This is a genomic window from Bradyrhizobium genosp. SA-3 (genome assembly GCF_004212635.1).
Taxonomy (GTDB): Bacteria; Pseudomonadota; Alphaproteobacteria; order Rhizobiales; family Xanthobacteraceae; genus Bradyrhizobium.
Window position 1 is genome coordinate 1 of the sequence record NZ_PSRT01000154.1, and the last position, 18,950, is coordinate 18,950.

The window sequence follows — 18,950 nt, forward strand, 5'->3', positions numbered from 1 at the left end:
CCGCCGTGCGGGGCAACGGCCATGGCGGCCGTGTGTTCTCATCGCCGCTGGCGCGCCGTATCGCCAAGGAAGCCGGCATCGACGTCGCGATGGTCACGGGTACCGGCCCGCACGGCCGCGTGGTCGCGCGCGACGTCGAGCAGGCCAAGTCCGGCAAGGGCCTCAAGGCGCCCGCGGCGGCGCCGTCCGGGGCGCCAGCAATCGCGCCGACCATGTCGGACAAGCAGATCCTGTCGCTGTTCGAGCCAGGCTCCTACGACATCGTCCCGCATGACGGCATGCGCCGCACCATCGCGCAGCGCCTGACCGCATCGATCCAGAACGTCCCGCACTTCTATCTCACCATCGACTGCGACATCGGCAAGCTGCTGGTCGCGCGCGAGGAGATCAATGCGGCTGCTCCCAAGGACAAGGAGAAGAAGCCGCTTTACAAGATCTCGGTCAACGACTTCGTCATCAAGGCGATGGCGGTCGCGCTGCAGAAGATCCCGAACTGCAACGTCAGCTGGACCGAAAGCGGCATGGTCAAGCACCACCATTCCGACGTCGGCGTTGCCGTGGCGATGCCGGGCGGCCTGATCACGCCGATCATCCGCAAGGCGGAGACCAAGACGCTCTCCACCATCTCCAACGAGATGAAAGATTTTGCCGCGCGCGCCCGCTCGCGCAAGCTGAAACCTGAGGAATACCAGGGCGGCACCACGGCCGTCTCCAATCTCGGCATGTACGGCATCAGCCACTTTACCGCCGTGATCAACCCGCCGCACGCGACCATTCTGGCCGTGGGCACCAGCGAGGAGCGTCCGGTCGTTCGCGGCGGCAAGATCGAGATCGCGAACATGATGAGCGTGACCTTGTCGTGCGATCACCGCGCCATCGACGGCGCGCTCGGCGCCGAGCTGATCGGCGCCTTCAAGCAGCTGATCGAAAATCCCGTCATGATGATGGTGTGACGGCGAGGGTGGCTTGAAATGCGCCACGTGGTCGCTGGTTGTGGTTTCTTGCTAACGCTCTACCTTCCATTTTGGTGGAGCATTCCTTCGACGCACCCGAGTCAAGATGTGGGAATGGCCTTCTTGCCATTCGCACTGGCGGTATACAGCGGACTGGCGATCGCGGCTCTTGCCATGTACTACGCCTTGTTTCGCGCAAGTGGTCCTGCGAGGCTTCTGCTCGCACTCCTGCTCGCGGTCATTGTGACGTGCTGGTACCTTCGTTGGATCGACGGGCTCACAAGTCTGGAGGCTGGCGCGCTTGCCGCCGCTATACTTGCCCATCATCTGATACTCAAAACCTTTGGCGCAACGTCGCCTGCTAGACAGATCTGACTCGGGAGCCAGCATGGCCGATACATCCTTCGACGTCATCATCATCGGCTCCGGCCCCGGCGGCTACGTCACCGCAATCCGCGCTGCCCAGCTCGGCTTCAAGACCGCGATCGTCGAGAAGTCGTATCTCGGCGGCATCTGCCTGAACTGGGGCTGCATCCCGACGAAAGCGCTGCTGCGCTCGGCCGAGATCTACCACTACATGCAGCACGCCAAGGATTACGGCCTGTCGGCCGAGAAGGTCTCGTTCGACCCGAAGGCGGTGGTGCAGCGCTCGCGCGGCGTCTCGAGCCGGCTGAACGACGGTGTCGGCTTCCTGATGAAGAAGAACAAGGTGAGCGTCATCTGGGGCGCGGCCTCGATCGACGCGCCCGGCAAGATCACCGTGAAGAAGTCCGACGTCGAGGGCCCCAAGGGCGCGCTCGGCGAGGGGACCTATCAGGCCAAGCACATCATTGTTGCGACCGGTGCGCGGCCGCGCGTGCTGCCGGGGCTCGAGCCCGACCAGAAGCTGGTCTGGACCTACTTCGAGGCCATGATCCCGGACCGGATTCCGAAATCGCTGCTGGTTGTCGGCTCCGGCGCGATCGGCATCGAGTTCGCCTCCTTCTTCCACAGCATGGGCTCTAATGTGACCGTGGTTGAGGTACTGCCGCAGATCCTCCCCGTGGAGGACGCGGAGATCGCAGGACTCGCGCGGAAACGCTTTGAGAAGATGGGCATGAAAATCATGTCCTCGACCAAAGTCACAAAACTCGAGAAGAAGGCCGACAGCGTCGTCGCCACTATCGACGACGGCAAGGGTAAGCCGGTCACGACCGAATTCGAGCGGGTAATCTCGGCTGTCGGTGTCGTCGGCAACATCGAGAATCTCGGGCTGGAGAAGCTCGGCGTCAAAACCGACCGCGGCGGCATCGTGATCGACGGCTATGGCAAGACCAACGTTCCCGGCATCTACGCCATCGGCGACGTCGCCGGTCCGCCGATGCTCGCCCACAAGGCCGAGCATGAGGGCGTGATCTGCGTCGAGGCGATCAAGGGCCTGCATCCGCATGCCATGGACAAGAACATGATTCCCGGCTGCACCTATTGCCATCCGCAGGTCGCGTCCGTCGGCCTGACCGAAGCCAAGGCCAAGGAAAATGGCCGCGAGATCCGCGTCGGCCGCTTCCCCTTCGTCGGCAACGGCAAGGCGATCGCGCTCGGCGAGGACCAGGGTCTGGTCAAGGTGATCTTCGACAAGAAGACCGGCCAGCTTCTCGGCGCTCACATGGTCGGCGCTGAAGTCACCGAACTGATCCAGGGCTATGTCGTCGCCATGAATCTGGAGACCACGGAAGAAGAACTGATGCACACGGTGTTCCCGCATCCGACGCTGTCGGAGATGATGAAGGAAGCCGTGCTGGATGCTTATGGACGGGTGCTGAATATTTAACCACTTCCGTCATTGCGAGCGAAGTGAAGCAATCCAGACTGTCTCCGCGGAAAGACTCTGGATTGCTTCGCTGCGCTCGCAATGACGACCAAAGAGAGCTGTTTTTAGAATAAGAAGGAAACCAACCCATGCACGACAACGACAACCTGACCATCGAACGCCCGACCTTCGTCACGCATCTCGAATGCGCGATGGAGGGCGATCATTACGCGGCCGACCAGGTCCATAACCTCTCCAAGGCCGGCAAGCCGCTCCTGGTGCGCTACGACCTCACCGGGGTGAAGAAGGCGCTGACCAAGGACGCTTTGGCCCAGCGCCCCGACGACATGTGGCGCTACCGCGAGCTGCTGCCGGTGCGCAAATGCAAGGACATCGTCTCCCTCGGCGAGGTCGCGACGCCGCTGATCCGGCTGCCGAAGCTCGGCGCCAAACTCGGCGGCGGCGAGATCATCGTGAAGGACGAAGGGCGGCTGCCGACCGGCTCGTTCAAGGCACGCGGCCTCGTGATGGCGGTGTCGATGGGCAAGGCGCTCGGCATCAAGCATATGGCGATGCCGACCAACGGCAACGCCGGCGCGGCGCTCGCGGCCTATGCGACGTCGTGCGGCATCAAGACTACGATCTTCTGCCCGGCCGACACACCGGAAGTGAATGTCAGCGAGATCGAGCTCCAGGGCGCGACCGTCTATCGCGTCAACGGCTATATCGACGATTGCGGCAAGATCGTCGGCGAGGGGAAAGCAAAAGTCGGCTGGTTCGACACGTCGACGCTGAAGGAGCCGTACCGCATCGAGGGCAAGAAGACGATGGGCCTCGAGCTCGCCGAGCAGCTCGGCTGGGACGTGCCCGACGTGATCTTCTATCCGACCGGCGGCGGCACCGGCCTGATCGGCATGTGGAAGGCGTTCGACGAGCTCGAGAAGATCGGCTTCATCGGTTCGAAGCGACCGCGCATGGTCGCGGTGCAGGCCTCGGGCTGCGCGCCGATGGTGCGGGCCTATGACGCCGGCACCGAGCATGCGACGCGCTGGGAGGACGCCCACACCATCGCCTCCGGCATTCGCGTGCCGCAGGCGATCGGCGATTTCCTGATCCTGCGCGCGGTGCGGCAGAGCAAGGGCTTTGCCATCGCGGTCGACGACGACAAGATCTCGTCGGCGCTGAGCGAGGTTGCGCGCGAGGAGGGGCTGCTGCTGTGCCCCGAGGGCGCCGCCACCTACGCCGCCTACAAACAGAGCCTCGCAGACGGTCGCGTCAGCAAGACCGACCGCGTGATGCTGTTCAATTGTGCGACCGGCCTGAAATATCCGCTGCCGCCGGTCACCCGCACGCTCGATCGCCACAAGCCGATCGATTACACGCAGTTCTAGAGCATGATCCGGAAAAGTGTGCAGCGGTTTTCCGAAAAGATCATGCTCAAACAATAACCTAAAAGCGCGATGACGATTCATCCTAATCTCATCGCGCTTTAGCGCGGCAATACGCCACGAATGATCCCTCTTCCCGTACGCGGGCAGAGGGCCAAGAATAATAAAGACATTGCTGGGGAGAGGACCATGAAGGCCGCTTGGGCTGCGCTGATTGCCATTCTCACTGTTGCAGGCGCCGCGCGCGCCGACGACTATCCCACGCGTCCCATCACCATCATCGTGCCCTTCGCGGCCGGCGGGCCGTCGGATGCAATGGCGCGGGTGCTTGCGGAGCGCATGCGGGTGTCGCTTGGCCAGCCCGTGGTGATCGAGAACGTCACCGGCGCGGGCGGCTCGATCGGCGTCGGCCGCGCCGTGCAATCACCGCCGGACGGTTACACCATCTCGTTCGGCCATCTCGGCACCCACGTCGCCAACGGTGCCGTCTACAAGCTCAAATACGACCTCGTCGCCGACCTCGAGCCGGTGGTGCTGTTGCCGAGCAATCCGATGATCGTGGTCAGCAAGACCGCGGTGCCCGCGACCTCGCTGAAGGAGTTCATTGAGTGGCTCAAGTCGCGGCCGTCGCCGCCCACCGCCGGCACCGCCGGCGCGGGCTCCGGCAGCCACATCGCCGGCGTCTATTTCGAAAGCGTTTCCGGCATCAAGCTGCAATACGTGCCGTATCGCGGCACCGCGCCCGCCCTCAACGATCTCATCGCCGGTCAGATCGACCTCATCGTCGACCAGACCTCCAACTCCATCAACCAGGTCCGCGCCGGCACCATTCGCGCTTACGCCATCACCGACGACAAGCGCCTGCCGTCGGCGCCGGAGATTCCGACCGCGGCGGAGGCGGGTCTCAAGGGTTTCAACATGACGCTGTGGTCGGGCATGTGGGTGCCGAAGGGCACGCCGAAGGAGATCGTGACCAAGCTCAATGCGGCGGCCGTGGAAGCGCTGAATGATCCCGGAGTGAAGAAGCAACTCGAAAGCCAGGGCCTGGAGATGACGCCCAAGGATCAGCTCACGCCAGAAGCGCTCGGCACCCACCAGAAGGCCGAGATCGCAAAATGGTGGCCAATCATCAAGGCGGCCAACATCAAGGTGGATTGAGCCGGCGGTGCTGGTGTCAGCGTGTCGCCTTCGCTGACCGCCGGAGAATCACTTCATGGTTTCGTCACGTGCTGCCAGCGCCACCTCCAGGCATTGCATCAGATCCGAGGCGGCGAATGGCTTACCGAGGAAACAACTTGCCCCCGCTTTAAGCGCACGCACACGCACGCTCTCATCCGGAAAAGCGGTGATGAAGATGAACGGCGTCGCCGACCCCTGCGCGCGCATCTGCGTCAGCAGATCGATTCCAGTGACCGACGGCATCTGCACGTCCGCGATCACGCACGAGGTGTCGGTCGAATCGGCCGACCTCAAAAACTCCTCGGCGGAGGCGAATGTGTGGACGATGTATCCGCGGGATTCCAAGAGATTGTTGATCGCGGCCCGCACGTAGGGATCATCATCAAGCACCGAAATAACCGAAGCCACTGACAAGACGTCCGCTCCTCGCTCAGGATTACGCTTGCCGTCGCCACGGCCATACCTAAACGTGCAAGGTGGACCTGCCAGTCACCATTGGAAACTCATACTTAGGTTTGTACGTCGGGCTTGCTGGGTCGAATCCCGAGCGCCTCGCTCATCCTCACGAGGTCGGCCAGCGACTTCGCGCCCATTTTCCGCATGATCTGGCCGCGATAGATCTTGACGGTGATTTCCGCCAAACCGAGCTGGGCGGCCACTTGCTTGTTCATCAGGCCCGACGTCACCAGTGACAATACGTCCCGCTCCCGCGAGCTGAGTGACTCGAAGCGTGATCTGACGTTCGAGACTGTCTTGTTAAGGTCGCGGCGCTTGCGGTCGCGCTCGATCGCGGCCTGGACCGCGTCCAGGATGTCCTGGTCGCGAACCGGCTTGGTCAGGAAGTCGATCGCGCCGCTCTTCATGGCCCGAACAGTCATGGGAATATCACCATGACCGGTGATGAAGATAATGGGCGTATGGATATTTGCCTTGGCAAGATCGGTCTGCAGCTCGAGGCCGCTTGTTCCGGGCAGGCGGATGTCGAGCACCAGGCAGCTTGGGACGTCTGGCGGCTTGGCCTGGAGGAGCTGCGGCGCCGAGCCGAATGCTTCGACCTTGAGGCCGACCGACTCGAACAGATTGGTGAGCGCACGGCGCATGGACGCGTCGTCGTCGACGATGAAGACGATTGGCTGGTCGCCGTCCTCCTTGGGCGAAGGCCCCGCGCGCTCGGTCACAATGCGTCCTCTCGATGGAGCGGCAGGGTGATCTGAAAAGTCGCGCCGTGCTCCTGGTTCGGTATGGCGGAAAGTCGTCCGCCATGGGCCTCGATAATGGAGCGGCAGATCGACAGGCCCATGCCCATGCCGGAGGACTTCGTGGTAAAGAACGGCATGAACAGGCGGTCCAGTGCCTGTTCGGAGATGCCAACGCCGCAGTCGGAGACGCTCACCTGCACCGCGCCATCGTCGTCGGTCGCTGAACGGATCGCCAGCTCGCGCGGGCGATCATGGATGCCGTCCATGGCCTCGATCCCGTTCTTGATCAGGTTGATCAGGACCTGCTGCAATTGAATTCGATCGCCAAAGATCCTGGGCAGTGCCGACGACAGCTCCATTCGAACCGACACGGCATGGCTGGCCATCTCACGCTGAACGAGCGCGACGGCCTCGCGCACGACCACGCTGACGTCGAGCGGAGCCATCTCGATTTCGGAACGCTTGGCGAGCGCCCGAACGTGACGGATCACGTCGCTGGCACGCTTGCCGTCCTCGATGATCCACTCCACGGAGCGGCGCGCCGCCTTGAGATCGGGCGGACTTCGCTGCAGCCAGGCGAGGCAGGCGTCGGCGTTTGCGATCACGGCGGCGAGCGGCTGGTTGATTTCGTGGGCGATTGAAGCGGTCAGCTCGCCCAGTGTCGTGACGCGCGTGACATGGGCGAGCTCGGCTTGAGCCTTGCGCAGCGCGTCTTCGGCCTGATCGGCCCGGATGGCCGCGGTCACGTCGGTGCAGACGCCCCGATAACCCAGAAAGGCCCCGTTGGCGTCGAAGAACGGCTTGCCGCTGGTCCGGACATAGATCGGGTGTCCGTTGCGGTCTTTGCTGCGGTACACCAGATCGCGGAACGGGATGTGGGCGTCGAGCGCCGCCCGATGTTGTCGCCATTTTTCGGGCTCGAGATCGGAGTCCGGAGCAATGTCCCAGCGCGTGAGCCCGATCAGGCCAGCGGGGGCGGTGACGGTATCCGAATGTTCCGATACTTGGGTGACGCGATGGTCGGGCCCCGTCTCCCAGAACCAGTCAGAGGCGGTTTCGGCATAGTCGCGAAAGCGCTGCTCGCTGTCACGAAGCCTGCGCTCTGCCTCCTTGGTCGCCGTGATGTCGGTCACCGATCCCACGAATTCCACGTGACCGCTGGCATCTCGCGTCGCCCGGGCGACCGCTCGGACGTACTTGATGGAACCATCGGGCATCACCAGCCGGTATTCGTGATCGTAGTCTTTTCCCTCGCGCGCCGCCCGCCCCGTCGTCCGTTGCACGGCGAGCCGGTCCTCCGGATGGATCCGCTGGAGCATGAACGGGATCTCTGGCTTGGTCCCTTCGTCGCAGTGGAAGATGCGATAGGTCTCCTTGGACCAAGTGATCTCGCCGGTTGCGGCCCTCCAGCCGAAACTGCCGGTGTGGCTCAATTCCTGCGCCTGGGCAAGGTAAGCTTCGCTCTGTCGCAGCGCATTCTCCGCTTCCTTGCGCTCGGTGATGTTCTCGCAGGCGACCAGCACGATTGGCCCGCCATTGGCCCGCAGCATGGTCTTGGCGTTCTCGCGCACCCATAGCACCGAGCCGTCCTTGCGAACCTTCCGGATTTCCCAGGTGTGTGACTGATCGATGGTCTCAAGGCACAGCGCGACACACGCGCGGACGAAGTCGCGGTCTTCCTCGAAAAAGACATCCAGCACCGATCGGCCGATCAATTCCGCGGCCGTATAGCCCAGTTGCGCCGCGCCGAACGTGTTCACGTTGATCACGGTTCCGCTCGGGTCGACCATGAAATACATGACCGGGTTGTGCTCGAAAACTTGCTGCCACTGCTTGACCGCCTCCAGCAGACCGGCGTCACCGGTCTCAGTGCGCGGCTTGGGGGTGACAACTTGCCTGACGCAGCCGGCGAGGAATTGCGCGGCTGACTTCCCGAACGTGGCTGCCCGGCCCGGCTTCATCGCAGACGCTCCCGGCGCTCTCTGCGTGAACGCAAGTAGAGCACGTTGCCGCCGGAGGAGCAATTCCGGCCAAAGTCGGATGGCGACTGCGACATTGGCCTTGGAATTGGCTGTTCACCGCAGCGCATCAAGCACGTCGTGCAGCCAAGTTTTCGCCGTCGCCGTGCAGCTCGTGCGTCGTTCGCCGTATCGTTGAGCATGAGCCATCGCGAGAGTCCCGGGCAACTACGGGACAAACCTAAGTATAGCTCCTCCATTCCTAGTCATGTCGGCCAATTACCTCCGTACAATTGAGCGTCTTGTTCTGGGGGGATTAGTCTCACGGCCAATCGGGAGTGTCGACCAGCCAATCGCAGTGTTCGCACGAGAAACCGGGTCTGAAGCGTATGGCCCCGGACGCTTTCACCGACAGGCAGGCGACCAGCGACGAGGCAGCGGCATTTCTCGACACGCAGCCGCGATCTCCGCAACTCACGACCCGCGTGAATTCGAAGGAAACCAATAGGCAAGAGCGCAAGCAGAGCCGAAAGAGGGAGAGAACAATGTGCGATACGTCGCAACTTCCTGAGCGTCGCCTATCCGAGTCCGAACGTTGCTCTTCGATCAAGGGCTGTGCGGTATGTGGCGGCAAGTTTGGTCTGATCCGCTACTATTCCTGGCGCACTGCGCTCTGCTCCAAGAAGTGCGTTGATCGCTTCCGCACACGCCGCGAACGCGACCGCAGCTGGCTGTTCCGGGCGCAGGTCGCGTGAGGGCTGAATTGGAGAGCTGACATCTAATCCGGGAGCCCCTGCGTTGAACCGCTCATGCAAGCTCTTGTGCTCGATGGTTCTCCTCGGCGCCGCTGCGACGGCCCAGGCGCAGGAGACGGGACACGGCACCGTTCATCGCCAGCACCCACCCCAGGACCAGGCGCTGCACGAAAAATTCTATTCGACCTGGCATATGCCGGATAATCCGAGCCTCAGTTGCTGCAGCAACGCGGACTGCTATCCGACCGATATCAAGTACATCGACGGCCGGCTCTATGCACGGCGCAGGGAGGACGGGAGATTCATTCTGATCCCACCGCAAAAAGTGGAGCGAAACAGGGATAATCCGGACGGCCGAAATCATCTTTGCGCTCCACCGCCCGCACTTTCTCCGTTGGACAGCGTTTACTGCTTCGCTTTGGGAGGTGCCACGTGAGATTCGCGTTCGTACTGGTGAACGGTCGGACTCCGTTCCGGAAGACATGGTGCATGCAGTGCTGCGAGTCGATCAGCGGCAGCTATCTCCGCGAGATCCGGACAGGTCTGCCTTACTGCGACTATCAGTGCTACGCGCTGTTCTGCGAGGCGCTCGCGAAAGATGGCGTGAGGGCGGCTTCATGAAATTCGTGGTGGTCAATCACGAGCCCCCGTTGCGCGCCGCCACGTGCAGCACATGCTCGCGTTCAATCGGGACCGGCTATGTCCGGCATGCGCGGACCCAGCGCCGTTACTGTGACACCGATTGCTACCGTCGCGGCGAACTTGCCACGTTCTTCATGCAATGGTCGATGCCTGGGCGCACAGAACCGGCCGCAGGGAACGTCGAGCTCGCCGCTGGCAACCTGATCGAGACGTTGGCGGTCCTGAGTGCCGTCTCGTGCTGGAGCTACACGATACACGCCTGGACCTTCGCAAGAGCCTTGACCGGCGCATATTTGGGCGGTGGCGATCTGATCGACGGAAGGAGGTGACACCTGGCTGCGCGACTGAACGCGCGTGGAAGCCGCAGCACCGTGACCCCGCAGGCGCCGCGTCCAGCCCCGGCGGCGTTGACTAGGGAGCAGGTGCTGCGGCCGCCACGGGTGCGCTGACCTCGTGCGTGACGACGCGCTGGTCGCTCTTGCCCGCGATCATGCCGCTGTCTTCGAACCGCGCACGGTAGACCAGCACGTTCTCGATCACCCGCTGGACGTAGTTGCGCGTCTCCGACAGCGGGATGCGCTCCACCCAGTCGACCGGATCGACCTTGGGATCTCTGGGATCGCCACGCGCCTGCACCCATTCGCGCACACGGCCGCGGCCGGCATTGTAGCCGGCGAAGGTCATGATCTGGTTGCCGCGATACTCCGACAAGAGCGCGCTGAGCTCGGCCGCGCCCATCTGGGTGTTGTAGACGGGATCGGACACCATCCTGTCCCAGTCATAGGTCAGGCCGAAGCGTTTGGCGGTGTCGCGGCCCGCTTCCGGCGTCACCTGCATCAGCCCGACAGCATTGGCAGGCGACTTGTCGCGCTGGTCGAACGAGCTTTCGGTGCGCGCCACCGAATAGATCACGCTGGTCTCGATCGCGGGTGCGACCTGCTTGTGCTCGGGAATGCCGATGGTGGGGAAGGCGTAGTGGTCGAGCGCGAGCCCGCGCGCCAGGGCCGACTTGCCGACCTCCAGCATCACGCGTGCGTCATTGCGCCGTCCGGCGAGCTCGGCGAGCGCTTCGAGCACCGCGGCGTCGGTGCTCTCCTTGGCAAAATCCTCGGCATAATAGAACACGACGTCGCGCTCGCCGACATCGTAGAGCATGTTGGCTGCGCGCACGCGCTCGTCCGCCAACTGCGTGTCGGCGGCGGCCAGCACGGGCGAGGGCGGCCGCAGCTCGATCCGGTCCAGGCCGAGCTTTGCGCGGGCGAGCTGGCCGTAATAGGCGGTCTGATAGCGCGCCGCCGCCCGATAGCTCATGCGCGCGTCGGCTGTGGCACCCATCGCCTCGGCGGCGCGGCCGCGCCAGTAATGGGCGCGCGACAGCGCGATCGGATTGGCCGAGCCTTCGTCGATCGCGGCGAAGTGCACCATCGCTGTTTTGGGATCCTCGAGATAGCGCAGCGCGATCCAGCCGCACATGAAGTGGTAATCGACGCGGTAGACTTCCTTTTCCGGCACCGCGGCCGTGCGCACCACGTCATAAGCGGTCTTGAACTTGCCCTGGTCGAGCAGCTTGCGCGCCAGCAGGCGGCGTTCGCGCCACCAGGCATCGGTGTCCTGCGCGGCCATCGTGTCGGGCAGAGCGGCGAGGATCACCTCGGCTGCGTCGTCGATGCGGTCGTTCTGAAGATGCCACTGGGCGCGGCACAGCACATAGCCGAGATCGCGCCGCGCCTCGGTCGAGACGTCCTCGAGATAGTCCTTGGCCTTGCTCGCCTTGCCGGTGACGGCGGCGCAGGCCTTCACGATCGCGAGCGCATCCTCGCCGAGACGTTTGGCCGCGCGCCTTGCGGCTGCGTAGTCCTTGGCGCCGAGGCGCTTGTCCATGCGCGCGCGGTGATCGTCGGCGGATAGAAGATCGCGGAACGCAGCGTAGGAGTCTTCTTCGCTCCGCTCCGACAATTCGTCCGTGCGCCAGGCCTCGCGCACGAGACGCGCAGCCCTGTCGGCGTCGCCTTCAGTGAGCAGTACGCGGGCCAGCGCGAACTTGCCCTTGGCGCTGGTCGGCCGGTCCATGGTGAATTTGTGCACAATGGCTGCGTCACTCTTCTCCTGCCACAGCCGCGCCTCGGCGCGGCGGCGGAGCAGAGCGCTGCTCGGCCAGTCCGGATTGGCGGCGAGGAACGCGGCGTAGCGCTTGAAATTCGCCGTGCTCTCGGAGTGGCGCAGCATGAACCAGTCCGCAAGCTTCTGTCCGGCGGGGTCAGTGATGCGGTCGCGCGCGGCGCCCGCATCCTCGGTCTTGCCCTTGCGCGCGAGGTCGATCGCATCCTTCAGCGCGGCGAGATCGCCGGTCAGCGGCGGCGGTGCTGGCTTGTCCGAGGGCTCGTCGACCGCTTTCTTCGGCTTGCGCTTGGCCTCGGCGTGCTTGCCGTGCCGCGCTTTGCCGGCGGAGGCATGGCGCTGCTTGCCGGCTTTCGCCTCATGCGTCTTCTTCGGCGCGGATGATTTATGACCGCTCTTCGCCGTCAACTCGGTGGGAAGGATGGCCATCGCGGCCACGGCAACGACACACGCGAACGAGCGTAGGCACTGGTTCATTCCATGGTCCCCCTGCGAAACCACTACAAACCAAGATCCGCGACGACATGCGGCTTGAGAATCAAAAGACGACCCCAAACGATGTCATGACATCGTTTCGCATTCCTCACGCTCTCGCAACAATGCGGCAAAATACGGATGGGAACTCGGGAACTTCCGAAATAGCGGAAAAGGCAGCGTGTTTAACCTTTGTTAACGATCAGGGCTCGCGCGACGGTTGCGTACGGTTCACGGCGTCAGAAAGGCGAGAATGCGCGTGTTCCCACGGCCAAATCCGGTGTATTGAGTTCCCTCGCTTCATCCTTTCAGCCTTTGCCCTGCACCTATGCCGATTTTCAACCAGTCGATCCGGCGCAAGATCGTCGGCATCGCCCTCGGATTGATCGTCCTGATGCTGGTCACCTCGATCCTGTCGATGGTGATGTCGAGCAAGGTCGGCGTCCTCTTGGACGAGCTGACCAACCGCTACATCCCGGCCTATGGCCATCTGGCGCGCGCCAACATCCGCTCGCTGGAGCGAGCGCTGGCGCTGCGGCGCATGGTCATGACCAAGATGCAGTCGCCGTCGGACGAGGAGGCCTATGCGGCGCGCGTGCGCGAGTTCGAGCAGGCCGACCGCAGGATCGAGGAGGAGGCCGAGAGCGCACGCACGCTCATCAACGCCATCATCAACGATCCCAGGACTCCGTCCGACAATGCCGCGCTGGCGCGGATTGAGCTGCGCATCGAGACCGCCGTCACTGAGCTGCGCCGCGATCTGACCGAGGACCACGCAAAGCTGGTCAAGCAGGTCGATGCCAGGCAGATGGCGGAGGCCCGCGGCACGCTGGAGCATATCGACGTGCTGCGCGACCAGTTCAATCAGAAGATCGATGCAATCCGCGCCGACATGCTGACGCAGGTTTTCTTCAGCACGTCGCAGGTGATCAGCCACCAGCACCAGGCGATCATCGTATCGGGCATCGTGACCTTGCTCGCAGCGATCGTCGGATTTGCCTTTGCGCTCCTGGTGAGTAGCGGCATCACGCGCCCGGTGCGGCTGCTGCTCGCCGGCACCCGCGAGGTCGAGGCGGGCCGGTTCGACAAGCCCATCACCGTCTCCACCCAGGACGAGATCGGCGAGCTTGCCGCGGCCTTCAACCGCATGATCGAGCAGCTCCGCCACAACGAGCGCATCCGCGAGACCTTCGGGCGCTATATCGACCCGAAGGTGGTGCAGGGCCTGATCGACCGGCCGGAGGTCGCCATCGACGGCCAGCGCCGGGTCATGACCATCATGTTCTGCGACATGAGCGGCTTCACCTCGATGAGCGAGGGCGTGACCCCGCGCGGGCTCGTCAAGGTGATGAACCACTATTTCACGGTGATGTCCGGCCCCATCCGCAGCAATCGCGGCGTCATCGACAAATATATCGGCGATGCCATCATGTCCTATTGGGGCCCGCCCTTCATCGAGGAGGACGAGCAGGCCATGCTCGCCGGCCTTGCCGCCATCGAGATGGCCGATCAGGTGCCCGCGCTCCAGAAGCAGCTGCCGGATCTGCTCGGCATCCGCGCCATGCCGGCGCCGTGCGATCTGCGCATCGGCATCGCCACCGGCGAGGTCTTGACCGGCAGCATCGGCTCCGAGCTGATGATGAGCTTTACCGTGATGGGCGACGCCGTGAACCTCGCCTCGCGGCTGGAGGCCGCCAACAAGGCCTACGGCACCCGCATCCTGGTCTCGCAGGCGACGGCGGATGCGATCGGCTCACAGCTCGAATTGCGCGAGATCGATCGCCTCGCGGTCGCGGGCCAGCGCGCACCGCAGGCCGTCTTCGAGGTGATGGGCAGGGCCGGAGCACTCACCGATGCGCAAGCGCGCCTGCGCACGCACTATGCCGAAGGTCTCGACGCCTATCGCGCCGGGCATTTCGACGATGCCCGCGCCGCGTTCAGCGCCGCGCTCGAAGCGGTCCCCGGCGACGGTCCCTCGCGCACGCTGCTCGGCCGCATCGCGCAGTTCGAGGTCAACCCGCCGGACGGTGCTTGGGACGGCGCCTGGCGGCTGGAGCAGAAATAGCATTGCCTGCCGTCCGGCGTCGCCGACTGGAAAAAACGATTCTACTCCATAACGATGTTTGCCGTGACCTATTTCCCGGGCTTAGGCTTGACGTCCCTGAGGCGTCAGATGGGGACACGCCGATGACACACCTTGAGGACAGGCTCGAACGGTTCGAGACGCTCTCCGCCGAGTGCGAGCTGATTGCCAAGCTCACCACCGACAGCACCAAGCGCGAGTTCTATCTGAAGCTCGCCGAGCAGTACCGCCAGCTCGCGATGGATACGCGGCAAGCGATCGCGACCAGAGCTGCTGCTTGAGGCCCGCTGCAATCCGTTCTTAACATTTTGCGCGCATTCTCTGGCGCATGCGGGCGTCGCTGATTGGCGATGGCTCGCGGTGGGAAGGCCGGGGCTCGTTGCGATGCAGCGCGCCTCGCGAGTGTCACTTGCCAGGTTTGACGGGCAATCCCATGCGCCTCGTTGCAGTGGTCATATTCGCGCTCATGACGGCGGCCTGCGATCAGGAGCAGGACATCACCGGCTCGACGTTGACCTGCCCGATGCGAAACTACAGCTACAATCCTCGCGACATGAACCAGTGCGTCAGCGCCTGCAAGTCCTGCGATCGCGGCACCACGGTCACCTGCACGACCTCCTGCACGCTCAAGGGGGCTCGCTGAGATCCCGATGCCTGCGTCAAAGTCGCCAGCGCGCGAAGGCGGGAGGCCAGCGGTGTCGTGGCACCGGAACGATTCACTTGGATCAATCATTGAAGGAAGCGGGAAGAACGTGGAGTCCGATTGAATGGGTATGCTCGATCCTGGCCGGTTCCTGGTGTCGTGCCCGCATTGCGACGCTTGGCCGATGGCTGCCAACGTCAAACGTTCAAGCTGGTTGGCATTCCCGCGTGAGGTCCGTTTCGTGTGCCCGCGCTGCGGCCGCGAGGAGACCGCGATCGTCTCCGCCTCCGGCGAACTGACGCCGATCAAGCGCATCGATGTTCCGCCACGCGACGTCGCCGTCGCTTGGGCGCAGGCCCAGCGCCCGCGAGGCCGGACGTAGCTGCCGGGTCTCTGCTTGCGGCACGACCGGCAGCGGCGAGTTGTCGCCGCCAGATGCAACCAGCTGATTGACTCCCGGGCTGCACGACTCGTAAAAGATCCGCGACGGTTCTCCTCACGGAGATCAAAAGGGAACGTGGTGCGAGATTTTCCCAACGCCGGGATCTTCTCAATGCCATGGCTGCCCCCGCAACTGTAAGCGGCGAATCTCTCGTCCTATGCCACTGGGAATCTCGGTCCTGGGAAGGTGACGGAGAGGTAACGACCCGCGAGCCAGGAGACCTGCCGTCAGCCGTGGTCACACGCGAAGATGTCGGTCGGGGAGTACAGACATTAGCTTCACCGGAGCGATCGATCGCTCCGTCGTGAAACCTCGTTCGCTGTGACGTGCCACTGACGTCCTGCCGAGGTTTTTATTCGCATGTCTTCCGTTTCCGCCGCAATCCGATGCCGTCGCACGGCCTGGCTGGCATCCAGCTTCATCATTCCCGTTCTTGTCCTCAATGTGAGGGGCGTCCGCGCGCAGACTGTCGCCGAGCAGTTGCCGCCGATCGAAGTGACCAAGGCCGACGATCAGAACCGCACGCGTGCCAGGGCGACCAGCGATGGCGACATGGGGAGACGCCGTGCGACGCCGAACGGCGCGCCGACAGGGACCGGCTCGTCCGGCTCTGGCGGTGAGGCGGCCAGCAACAATGGAGGCATCGTCGGCGCCGCCACGACCGTGATCACGGCCGCCGACATCGCCCATGCGCCGTCGCGGACGCTTGCCGAGATCATTTCGACGCAGGTACCGGGCGCCCAGATCACGACGTTCTATGGCGGTCCGATCGGCGCCAAGACCAGTGTCGACCTGCGCGGCTTCGGCGCGTTCGCAACCGCCAACACGCTGGTGCTGGTCAACGGACGGCGGCTGAACGACGTCGACATGGCACAGGTGGGCCTTGCCACCATCCCGCTCAATTCCATCGAGCGTATCGAGATCACGCGCGGCAATTCCGGTGCGGTGCTCTATGGGGACAATGCGGTCGGCGGCGTCATCAACATCGTCACCAAGAACGGTGTCGGCGGACCGCCCGTGGCCGCGCGCATCGAGGCCGGCTTCGGCTCGTTCAACACCAGGCTCGGCAACGTCTCGACGTCGCTCAATTCCGGTCCGTGGTCGACCTCGTTTTACGGCGATACCGTCAAGACCGATGGCTATCGCGACAACAATCGTTATTCCCAGGAGAACGGCGTCGGCAATCTGAACTACACGACGCCGGGGCTGACTGCGTTCCTGACCGTGACCGGCGACAATCGGGAGCTGCGACTGCCGGGCGGCCGCACCGTCGATCCCTCGATCGGCCTCGACGAGCTCGCGACCAACCGGAAGGGGACCAGCACGCCGTTCAACTATGCCAACCAGCAAGGTTTTGGCGCGACAGCGGGCTTCACAAAAACCCTGGTGAACGGTGTCGATCTCATCGTCGACGGCGGCATGCGCGACAAGAGGCAGCAGAGTGCATTCTTCTCCAGCCCAACGCCGGTGCCCGCCTTCTTCACGTCGACCTATGTCGACGCCGATCTGACGACATGGTCGATCACGCCGCGGCTCAGCGTGAAGAGCCTTCTGCTCGGAATACCGTCGCAGCTCTTGACCGGCATCGACTATTACGATGCGAGCTTTCAGCAGAACCGCGGCGCCGGCCAGGGTCTCGCCGCCTGGCACAATTACGATCTCAGGCAGCAGACGGTTGCGGGCTATTTTCAGCACACATTGGGTGTGACGCCGACCGCCGACGTTTCCTATGGCGCGCGGGTGCAGACCATCAGTCTGTCGGCACGCGACAATTTTGATCCGGCAGCTCCGTTCAATGCCGACATCGGCGCGCTCCCGCTCAGGAGCGACGAGACCCAATATGCGCTGCACCTCGGTGCCGAGCATCGTCTCAACGACATGGTCTCGCTGTTCGGCCGCGCCGCGCGGGCGTTTCGCACGCCTGACGTCGACGAGCGGGTGTCGTCGGGACCCTCATTCGATCCCTTCTTCAATCCGCTGCCGCAAACGTTCCAGCTCAAGACCCAGACCTCGCAGGATGTCGAGGCTGGGCTGCGTATCAAGGGAGGCGGTCTTCAGATGCAGAGCAGTCTCTATCTGATGGACCTCACCAACGAGATCCATTTCAATCCAGTCCTGTTCTACAACACCAATCTCGATCCGACCCGCCGTTACGGCTCGGAGACCAGCGTCTCCTATCGCGTCAACGACGCTCTGCTCTTGCGCGCCGGCATGGCTTATACGAGGGCTGTCTTCCGCGAAGGCATTTGGGCCGGCAATGACGTGCCGCTGGTCTCGCGCTACACCGCGAGTGCGGGTGTCACCTGGAACATCTGGCAGAACTATGTCGTGCTCGACGCCACCGCGCGGTTCTGGAGCGAGCGTCGCATGGACAACGACCAGGCCGGAACTCAGAAGCCGATTCCTGCCAATGGCACGATCGACCTCAAGCTCAGTGGTCAATATGAGCGGTACTTCTGGTCGCTGAGCGTCAACAATTTGCTGAACGCGCTCTACTACGACTATGCAGTCGCAAGCACCTTTACCGACGGTCGCTTCAGCGCCTATCCGCTGCCCGGCCGCAGCTATCTGCTCAAAGCCGGCGCCACGTTCTGACGTCGATAGGGCTGTCACACGTCCCCAAATGGACTAGAATTCGAATAGAAGGAGATCACTTATGGCTCTCAGCATCCAGCCGTCTCACGCCGACCGTCTGCGGCTTCACCCGGTCGCGCCGCGTCTTGCGCCGATGTTCTGTTTTGTGCTGCTCGCGGTGTCATGCGCGCTCGCAAGCTTCGCGCTCGCCTGTGCAACACCGTTCGCGGCCTTTGCCGTCGTCGCGGCCGCGATGCTGCCGCTGCGCCCGGCGCTGCTCGTCGTCACCGGCGCCTGGCTCGTCAACCAGACCATCGGCTTCGGCGCGTTGCACTATCCCATCGACGGCAGCACCGTCGCCTGGGGTTGTGCGATCGTCGCGGCCGCGCTGCTGTCGACCGCCGTTTCGTCCGTGGTGCTGCGTAAGCTGCCGCAGGGCCGCACGCCGCTGGTGCTGGCCATCACGCTCGTCGCCGCCTACGCGGCCTATGAGCTCGCGCTGCTCGCCGCGACGCCGTTCCTGGGCGGAGAGGGCGCCTTCACCGCGGCCATCGTGACGCGCCTTGGGCTGACCAGCGCCGCCTGGCTCACCGGTCTCGTCGCCGCCTGCGAGATCGTCCGCCTGCTCGATCCGTTCGGGCGCAAGGGAGCGATGCCTGCCTGAGCGCCGCTGCCTTCGACGTCGTGTCGCCGTAGCGAGCGGGCGGCCGGCCCGTTACCCCATCTACGCGTCCGCGCCTGTGTCGCCCCTCA

At 63.7% G+C, this 18,950-nt stretch carries 19 protein-coding genes and 1 riboswitch; of the genes, 15 read left to right on the plus strand and 4 right to left on the minus strand.

Features of this window, described 5'->3' with window-relative positions; all coding sequences use genetic code 11:
- The 5 genes from CWO91_RS35590 to CWO91_RS35610 all read left to right on the plus strand — a co-directional run.
- Positions 1-953 (plus strand): 2-oxo acid dehydrogenase subunit E2 (locus CWO91_RS35590; protein WP_130220126.1); only part of this gene is annotated, 953 nt, incomplete at its 5' end.
- Positions 954-971: 18 nt separating this feature from the next.
- Positions 972-1,328: a hypothetical protein gene (locus tag CWO91_RS35595; protein ID WP_130220127.1), complete on the plus strand. Its 357-nt coding sequence runs from the start codon at positions 972-974 to the stop codon at positions 1,326-1,328.
- Between the two features lie 13 nt (positions 1,329-1,341).
- Positions 1,342-2,763 carry a dihydrolipoyl dehydrogenase gene (lpdA, locus tag CWO91_RS35600; RefSeq protein WP_130220128.1) on the plus strand — a complete coding sequence of 474 codons (1,422 nt, stop codon included), beginning with the start codon at positions 1,342-1,344 and terminating at the stop codon, positions 2,761-2,763.
- 128 nt (positions 2,764-2,891) lie between these two features.
- Positions 2,892-4,133, plus strand: coding sequence for a threonine synthase (locus tag CWO91_RS35605; protein WP_130220129.1), 1,242 nt, complete (start codon positions 2,892-2,894; stop codon positions 4,131-4,133).
- A 186-nt stretch (positions 4,134-4,319) separates the two neighbouring features.
- Positions 4,320-5,288 (plus strand): tripartite tricarboxylate transporter substrate binding protein BugD, encoded by a 969-nt coding sequence (locus CWO91_RS35610; RefSeq protein ID WP_165405943.1) that lies wholly within the window; start codon positions 4,320-4,322, stop codon positions 5,286-5,288.
- A 48-nt stretch (positions 5,289-5,336) separates the two neighbouring features.
- Here the strand turns inward: CWO91_RS35610 and CWO91_RS35615 are convergent, their stop codons facing one another.
- From CWO91_RS35615 to CWO91_RS35625, 3 genes are all read right to left on the minus strand, one after another.
- A complete protein-coding gene (locus CWO91_RS35615; protein WP_165405944.1) occupies positions 5,337-5,723 on the minus strand; it encodes a response regulator transcription factor in 387 nt (128 codons plus the stop codon).
- Positions 5,724-5,818: 95 nt separating this feature from the next.
- Complete coding sequence (locus CWO91_RS35620; RefSeq protein WP_130220131.1) at positions 5,819-6,487, minus strand: response regulator transcription factor; 669 nt, start codon at positions 6,485-6,487, stop codon at positions 5,819-5,821.
- The gene (locus tag CWO91_RS35625) at positions 6,484-8,469 is read right to left on the minus strand and encodes a PAS domain S-box protein (protein WP_130220132.1); all 1,986 of its coding nucleotides are present in this window, start codon (positions 8,467-8,469) and stop codon (positions 6,484-6,486) included. Before CWO91_RS35625 ends, CWO91_RS35620 begins: the two co-directional genes overlap by 4 nt.
- 335 nt (positions 8,470-8,804) lie before the next feature.
- Here CWO91_RS35625 and CWO91_RS35630 point away from each other — a divergent pair, with 335 nt between their 5' ends.
- From CWO91_RS35630 to CWO91_RS35645, 4 genes are read left to right on the plus strand one after another with little or no spacing between them, the layout of a single operon-like run.
- Positions 8,805-9,221: a hypothetical protein gene (locus tag CWO91_RS35630; RefSeq protein ID WP_130220133.1), complete on the plus strand. Its 417-nt coding sequence runs from the start codon at positions 8,805-8,807 to the stop codon at positions 9,219-9,221.
- Between the two features lie 43 nt (positions 9,222-9,264).
- Complete coding sequence (locus CWO91_RS35635) at positions 9,265-9,657, plus strand: hypothetical protein (protein ID WP_130220134.1); 393 nt, start codon at positions 9,265-9,267, stop codon at positions 9,655-9,657.
- Complete coding sequence (locus tag CWO91_RS35640; protein WP_130220135.1) at positions 9,654-9,842, plus strand: hypothetical protein; 189 nt, start codon at positions 9,654-9,656, stop codon at positions 9,840-9,842. Before CWO91_RS35635 ends, CWO91_RS35640 begins: the two co-directional genes overlap by 4 nt.
- Positions 9,839-10,192, plus strand: a complete 354-nt coding sequence (locus tag CWO91_RS35645) for a hypothetical protein (RefSeq protein ID WP_130220136.1) — start codon at positions 9,839-9,841, stop codon at positions 10,190-10,192. The genes CWO91_RS35640 and CWO91_RS35645 overlap by 4 nt, the downstream gene beginning before the upstream one ends.
- Before the next feature lie 82 nt (positions 10,193-10,274).
- On the opposite strand, the gene CWO91_RS35650 is transcribed toward CWO91_RS35645, so the two are convergent.
- On the minus strand, positions 10,275-12,458 hold the full coding sequence (locus CWO91_RS35650; RefSeq protein WP_130220137.1) for a lytic transglycosylase domain-containing protein: 2,184 nt from the start codon (positions 12,456-12,458) through the stop codon (positions 10,275-10,277).
- Positions 12,459-12,783: 325 nt separating this feature from the next.
- Between CWO91_RS35650 and CWO91_RS35655 the strand changes: the two genes are divergently transcribed.
- The 6 genes from CWO91_RS35655 to CWO91_RS35675 all read left to right on the plus strand — a co-directional run bounded on the left by CWO91_RS35655 (position 12,784) and on the right by CWO91_RS35675 (position 18,861).
- Positions 12,784-14,520, plus strand: a complete 1,737-nt coding sequence (locus CWO91_RS35655) for an adenylate/guanylate cyclase domain-containing protein (RefSeq protein ID WP_130220138.1) — start codon at positions 12,784-12,786, stop codon at positions 14,518-14,520.
- A gap of 122 nt (positions 14,521-14,642) precedes the next feature.
- On the plus strand, positions 14,643-14,819 hold the full coding sequence (locus CWO91_RS43420) for a hypothetical protein (protein ID WP_165405945.1): 177 nt from the start codon (positions 14,643-14,645) through the stop codon (positions 14,817-14,819).
- A 152-nt stretch (positions 14,820-14,971) separates the two neighbouring features.
- Positions 14,972-15,181: a hypothetical protein gene (locus CWO91_RS35660; protein WP_130220143.1), complete on the plus strand. Its 210-nt coding sequence runs from the start codon at positions 14,972-14,974 to the stop codon at positions 15,179-15,181.
- A 124-nt stretch (positions 15,182-15,305) separates the two neighbouring features.
- Positions 15,306-15,563 carry a hypothetical protein gene (locus CWO91_RS35665; protein WP_130220139.1) on the plus strand — a complete coding sequence of 86 codons (258 nt, stop codon included), beginning with the start codon at positions 15,306-15,308 and terminating at the stop codon, positions 15,561-15,563.
- A gap of 88 nt (positions 15,564-15,651) precedes the next feature.
- A riboswitch (cobalamin riboswitch) is annotated at positions 15,652-15,866 on the plus strand.
- A gap of 117 nt (positions 15,867-15,983) precedes the next feature.
- Positions 15,984-18,218 carry a TonB-dependent receptor gene (locus tag CWO91_RS35670; RefSeq protein ID WP_130220140.1) on the plus strand — a complete coding sequence of 745 codons (2,235 nt, stop codon included), beginning with the start codon at positions 15,984-15,986 and terminating at the stop codon, positions 18,216-18,218.
- Positions 18,219-18,279: 61 nt separating this feature from the next.
- Positions 18,280-18,861, plus strand: a complete 582-nt coding sequence (locus CWO91_RS35675) for a hypothetical protein (protein ID WP_130220141.1) — start codon at positions 18,280-18,282, stop codon at positions 18,859-18,861.
- Positions 18,862-18,950: the final 89 nt, after the last annotated feature.

Coding starts and splice junctions, on each gene's coding strand:
- CWO91_RS35595 (WP_130220127.1), top strand. CDS start 972: ATGCGCCACGTGGTCGCTGGTTGTGGTTTCTTGCTAACGCTCTACCTT.
- CWO91_RS35650 (WP_130220137.1), bottom strand. CDS start 12,458: ATGAACCAGTGCCTACGCTCGTTCGCGTGTGTCGTTGCCGTGGCCGCG.
- CWO91_RS35610 (WP_165405943.1), top strand. CDS start 4,320: ATGAAGGCCGCTTGGGCTGCGCTGATTGCCATTCTCACTGTTGCAGGC.
- CWO91_RS35655 (WP_130220138.1), top strand. CDS start 12,784: ATGCCGATTTTCAACCAGTCGATCCGGCGCAAGATCGTCGGCATCGCC.
- CWO91_RS35670 (WP_130220140.1), top strand. CDS start 15,984: ATGTCTTCCGTTTCCGCCGCAATCCGATGCCGTCGCACGGCCTGGCTG.
- CWO91_RS35675 (WP_130220141.1), top strand. CDS start 18,280: ATGGCTCTCAGCATCCAGCCGTCTCACGCCGACCGTCTGCGGCTTCAC.
- CWO91_RS35660 (WP_130220143.1), top strand. CDS start 14,972: ATGCGCCTCGTTGCAGTGGTCATATTCGCGCTCATGACGGCGGCCTGC.
- CWO91_RS35665 (WP_130220139.1), top strand. CDS start 15,306: ATGGGTATGCTCGATCCTGGCCGGTTCCTGGTGTCGTGCCCGCATTGC.
- CWO91_RS35605 (WP_130220129.1), top strand. CDS start 2,892: ATGCACGACAACGACAACCTGACCATCGAACGCCCGACCTTCGTCACG.
- lpdA (WP_130220128.1), top strand. CDS start 1,342: ATGGCCGATACATCCTTCGACGTCATCATCATCGGCTCCGGCCCCGGC.
- CWO91_RS35625 (WP_130220132.1), bottom strand. CDS start 8,469: ATGAAGCCGGGCCGGGCAGCCACGTTCGGGAAGTCAGCCGCGCAATTC.
- CWO91_RS43420 (WP_165405945.1), top strand. CDS start 14,643: ATGACACACCTTGAGGACAGGCTCGAACGGTTCGAGACGCTCTCCGCC.
- CWO91_RS35645 (WP_130220136.1), top strand. CDS start 9,839: ATGAAATTCGTGGTGGTCAATCACGAGCCCCCGTTGCGCGCCGCCACG.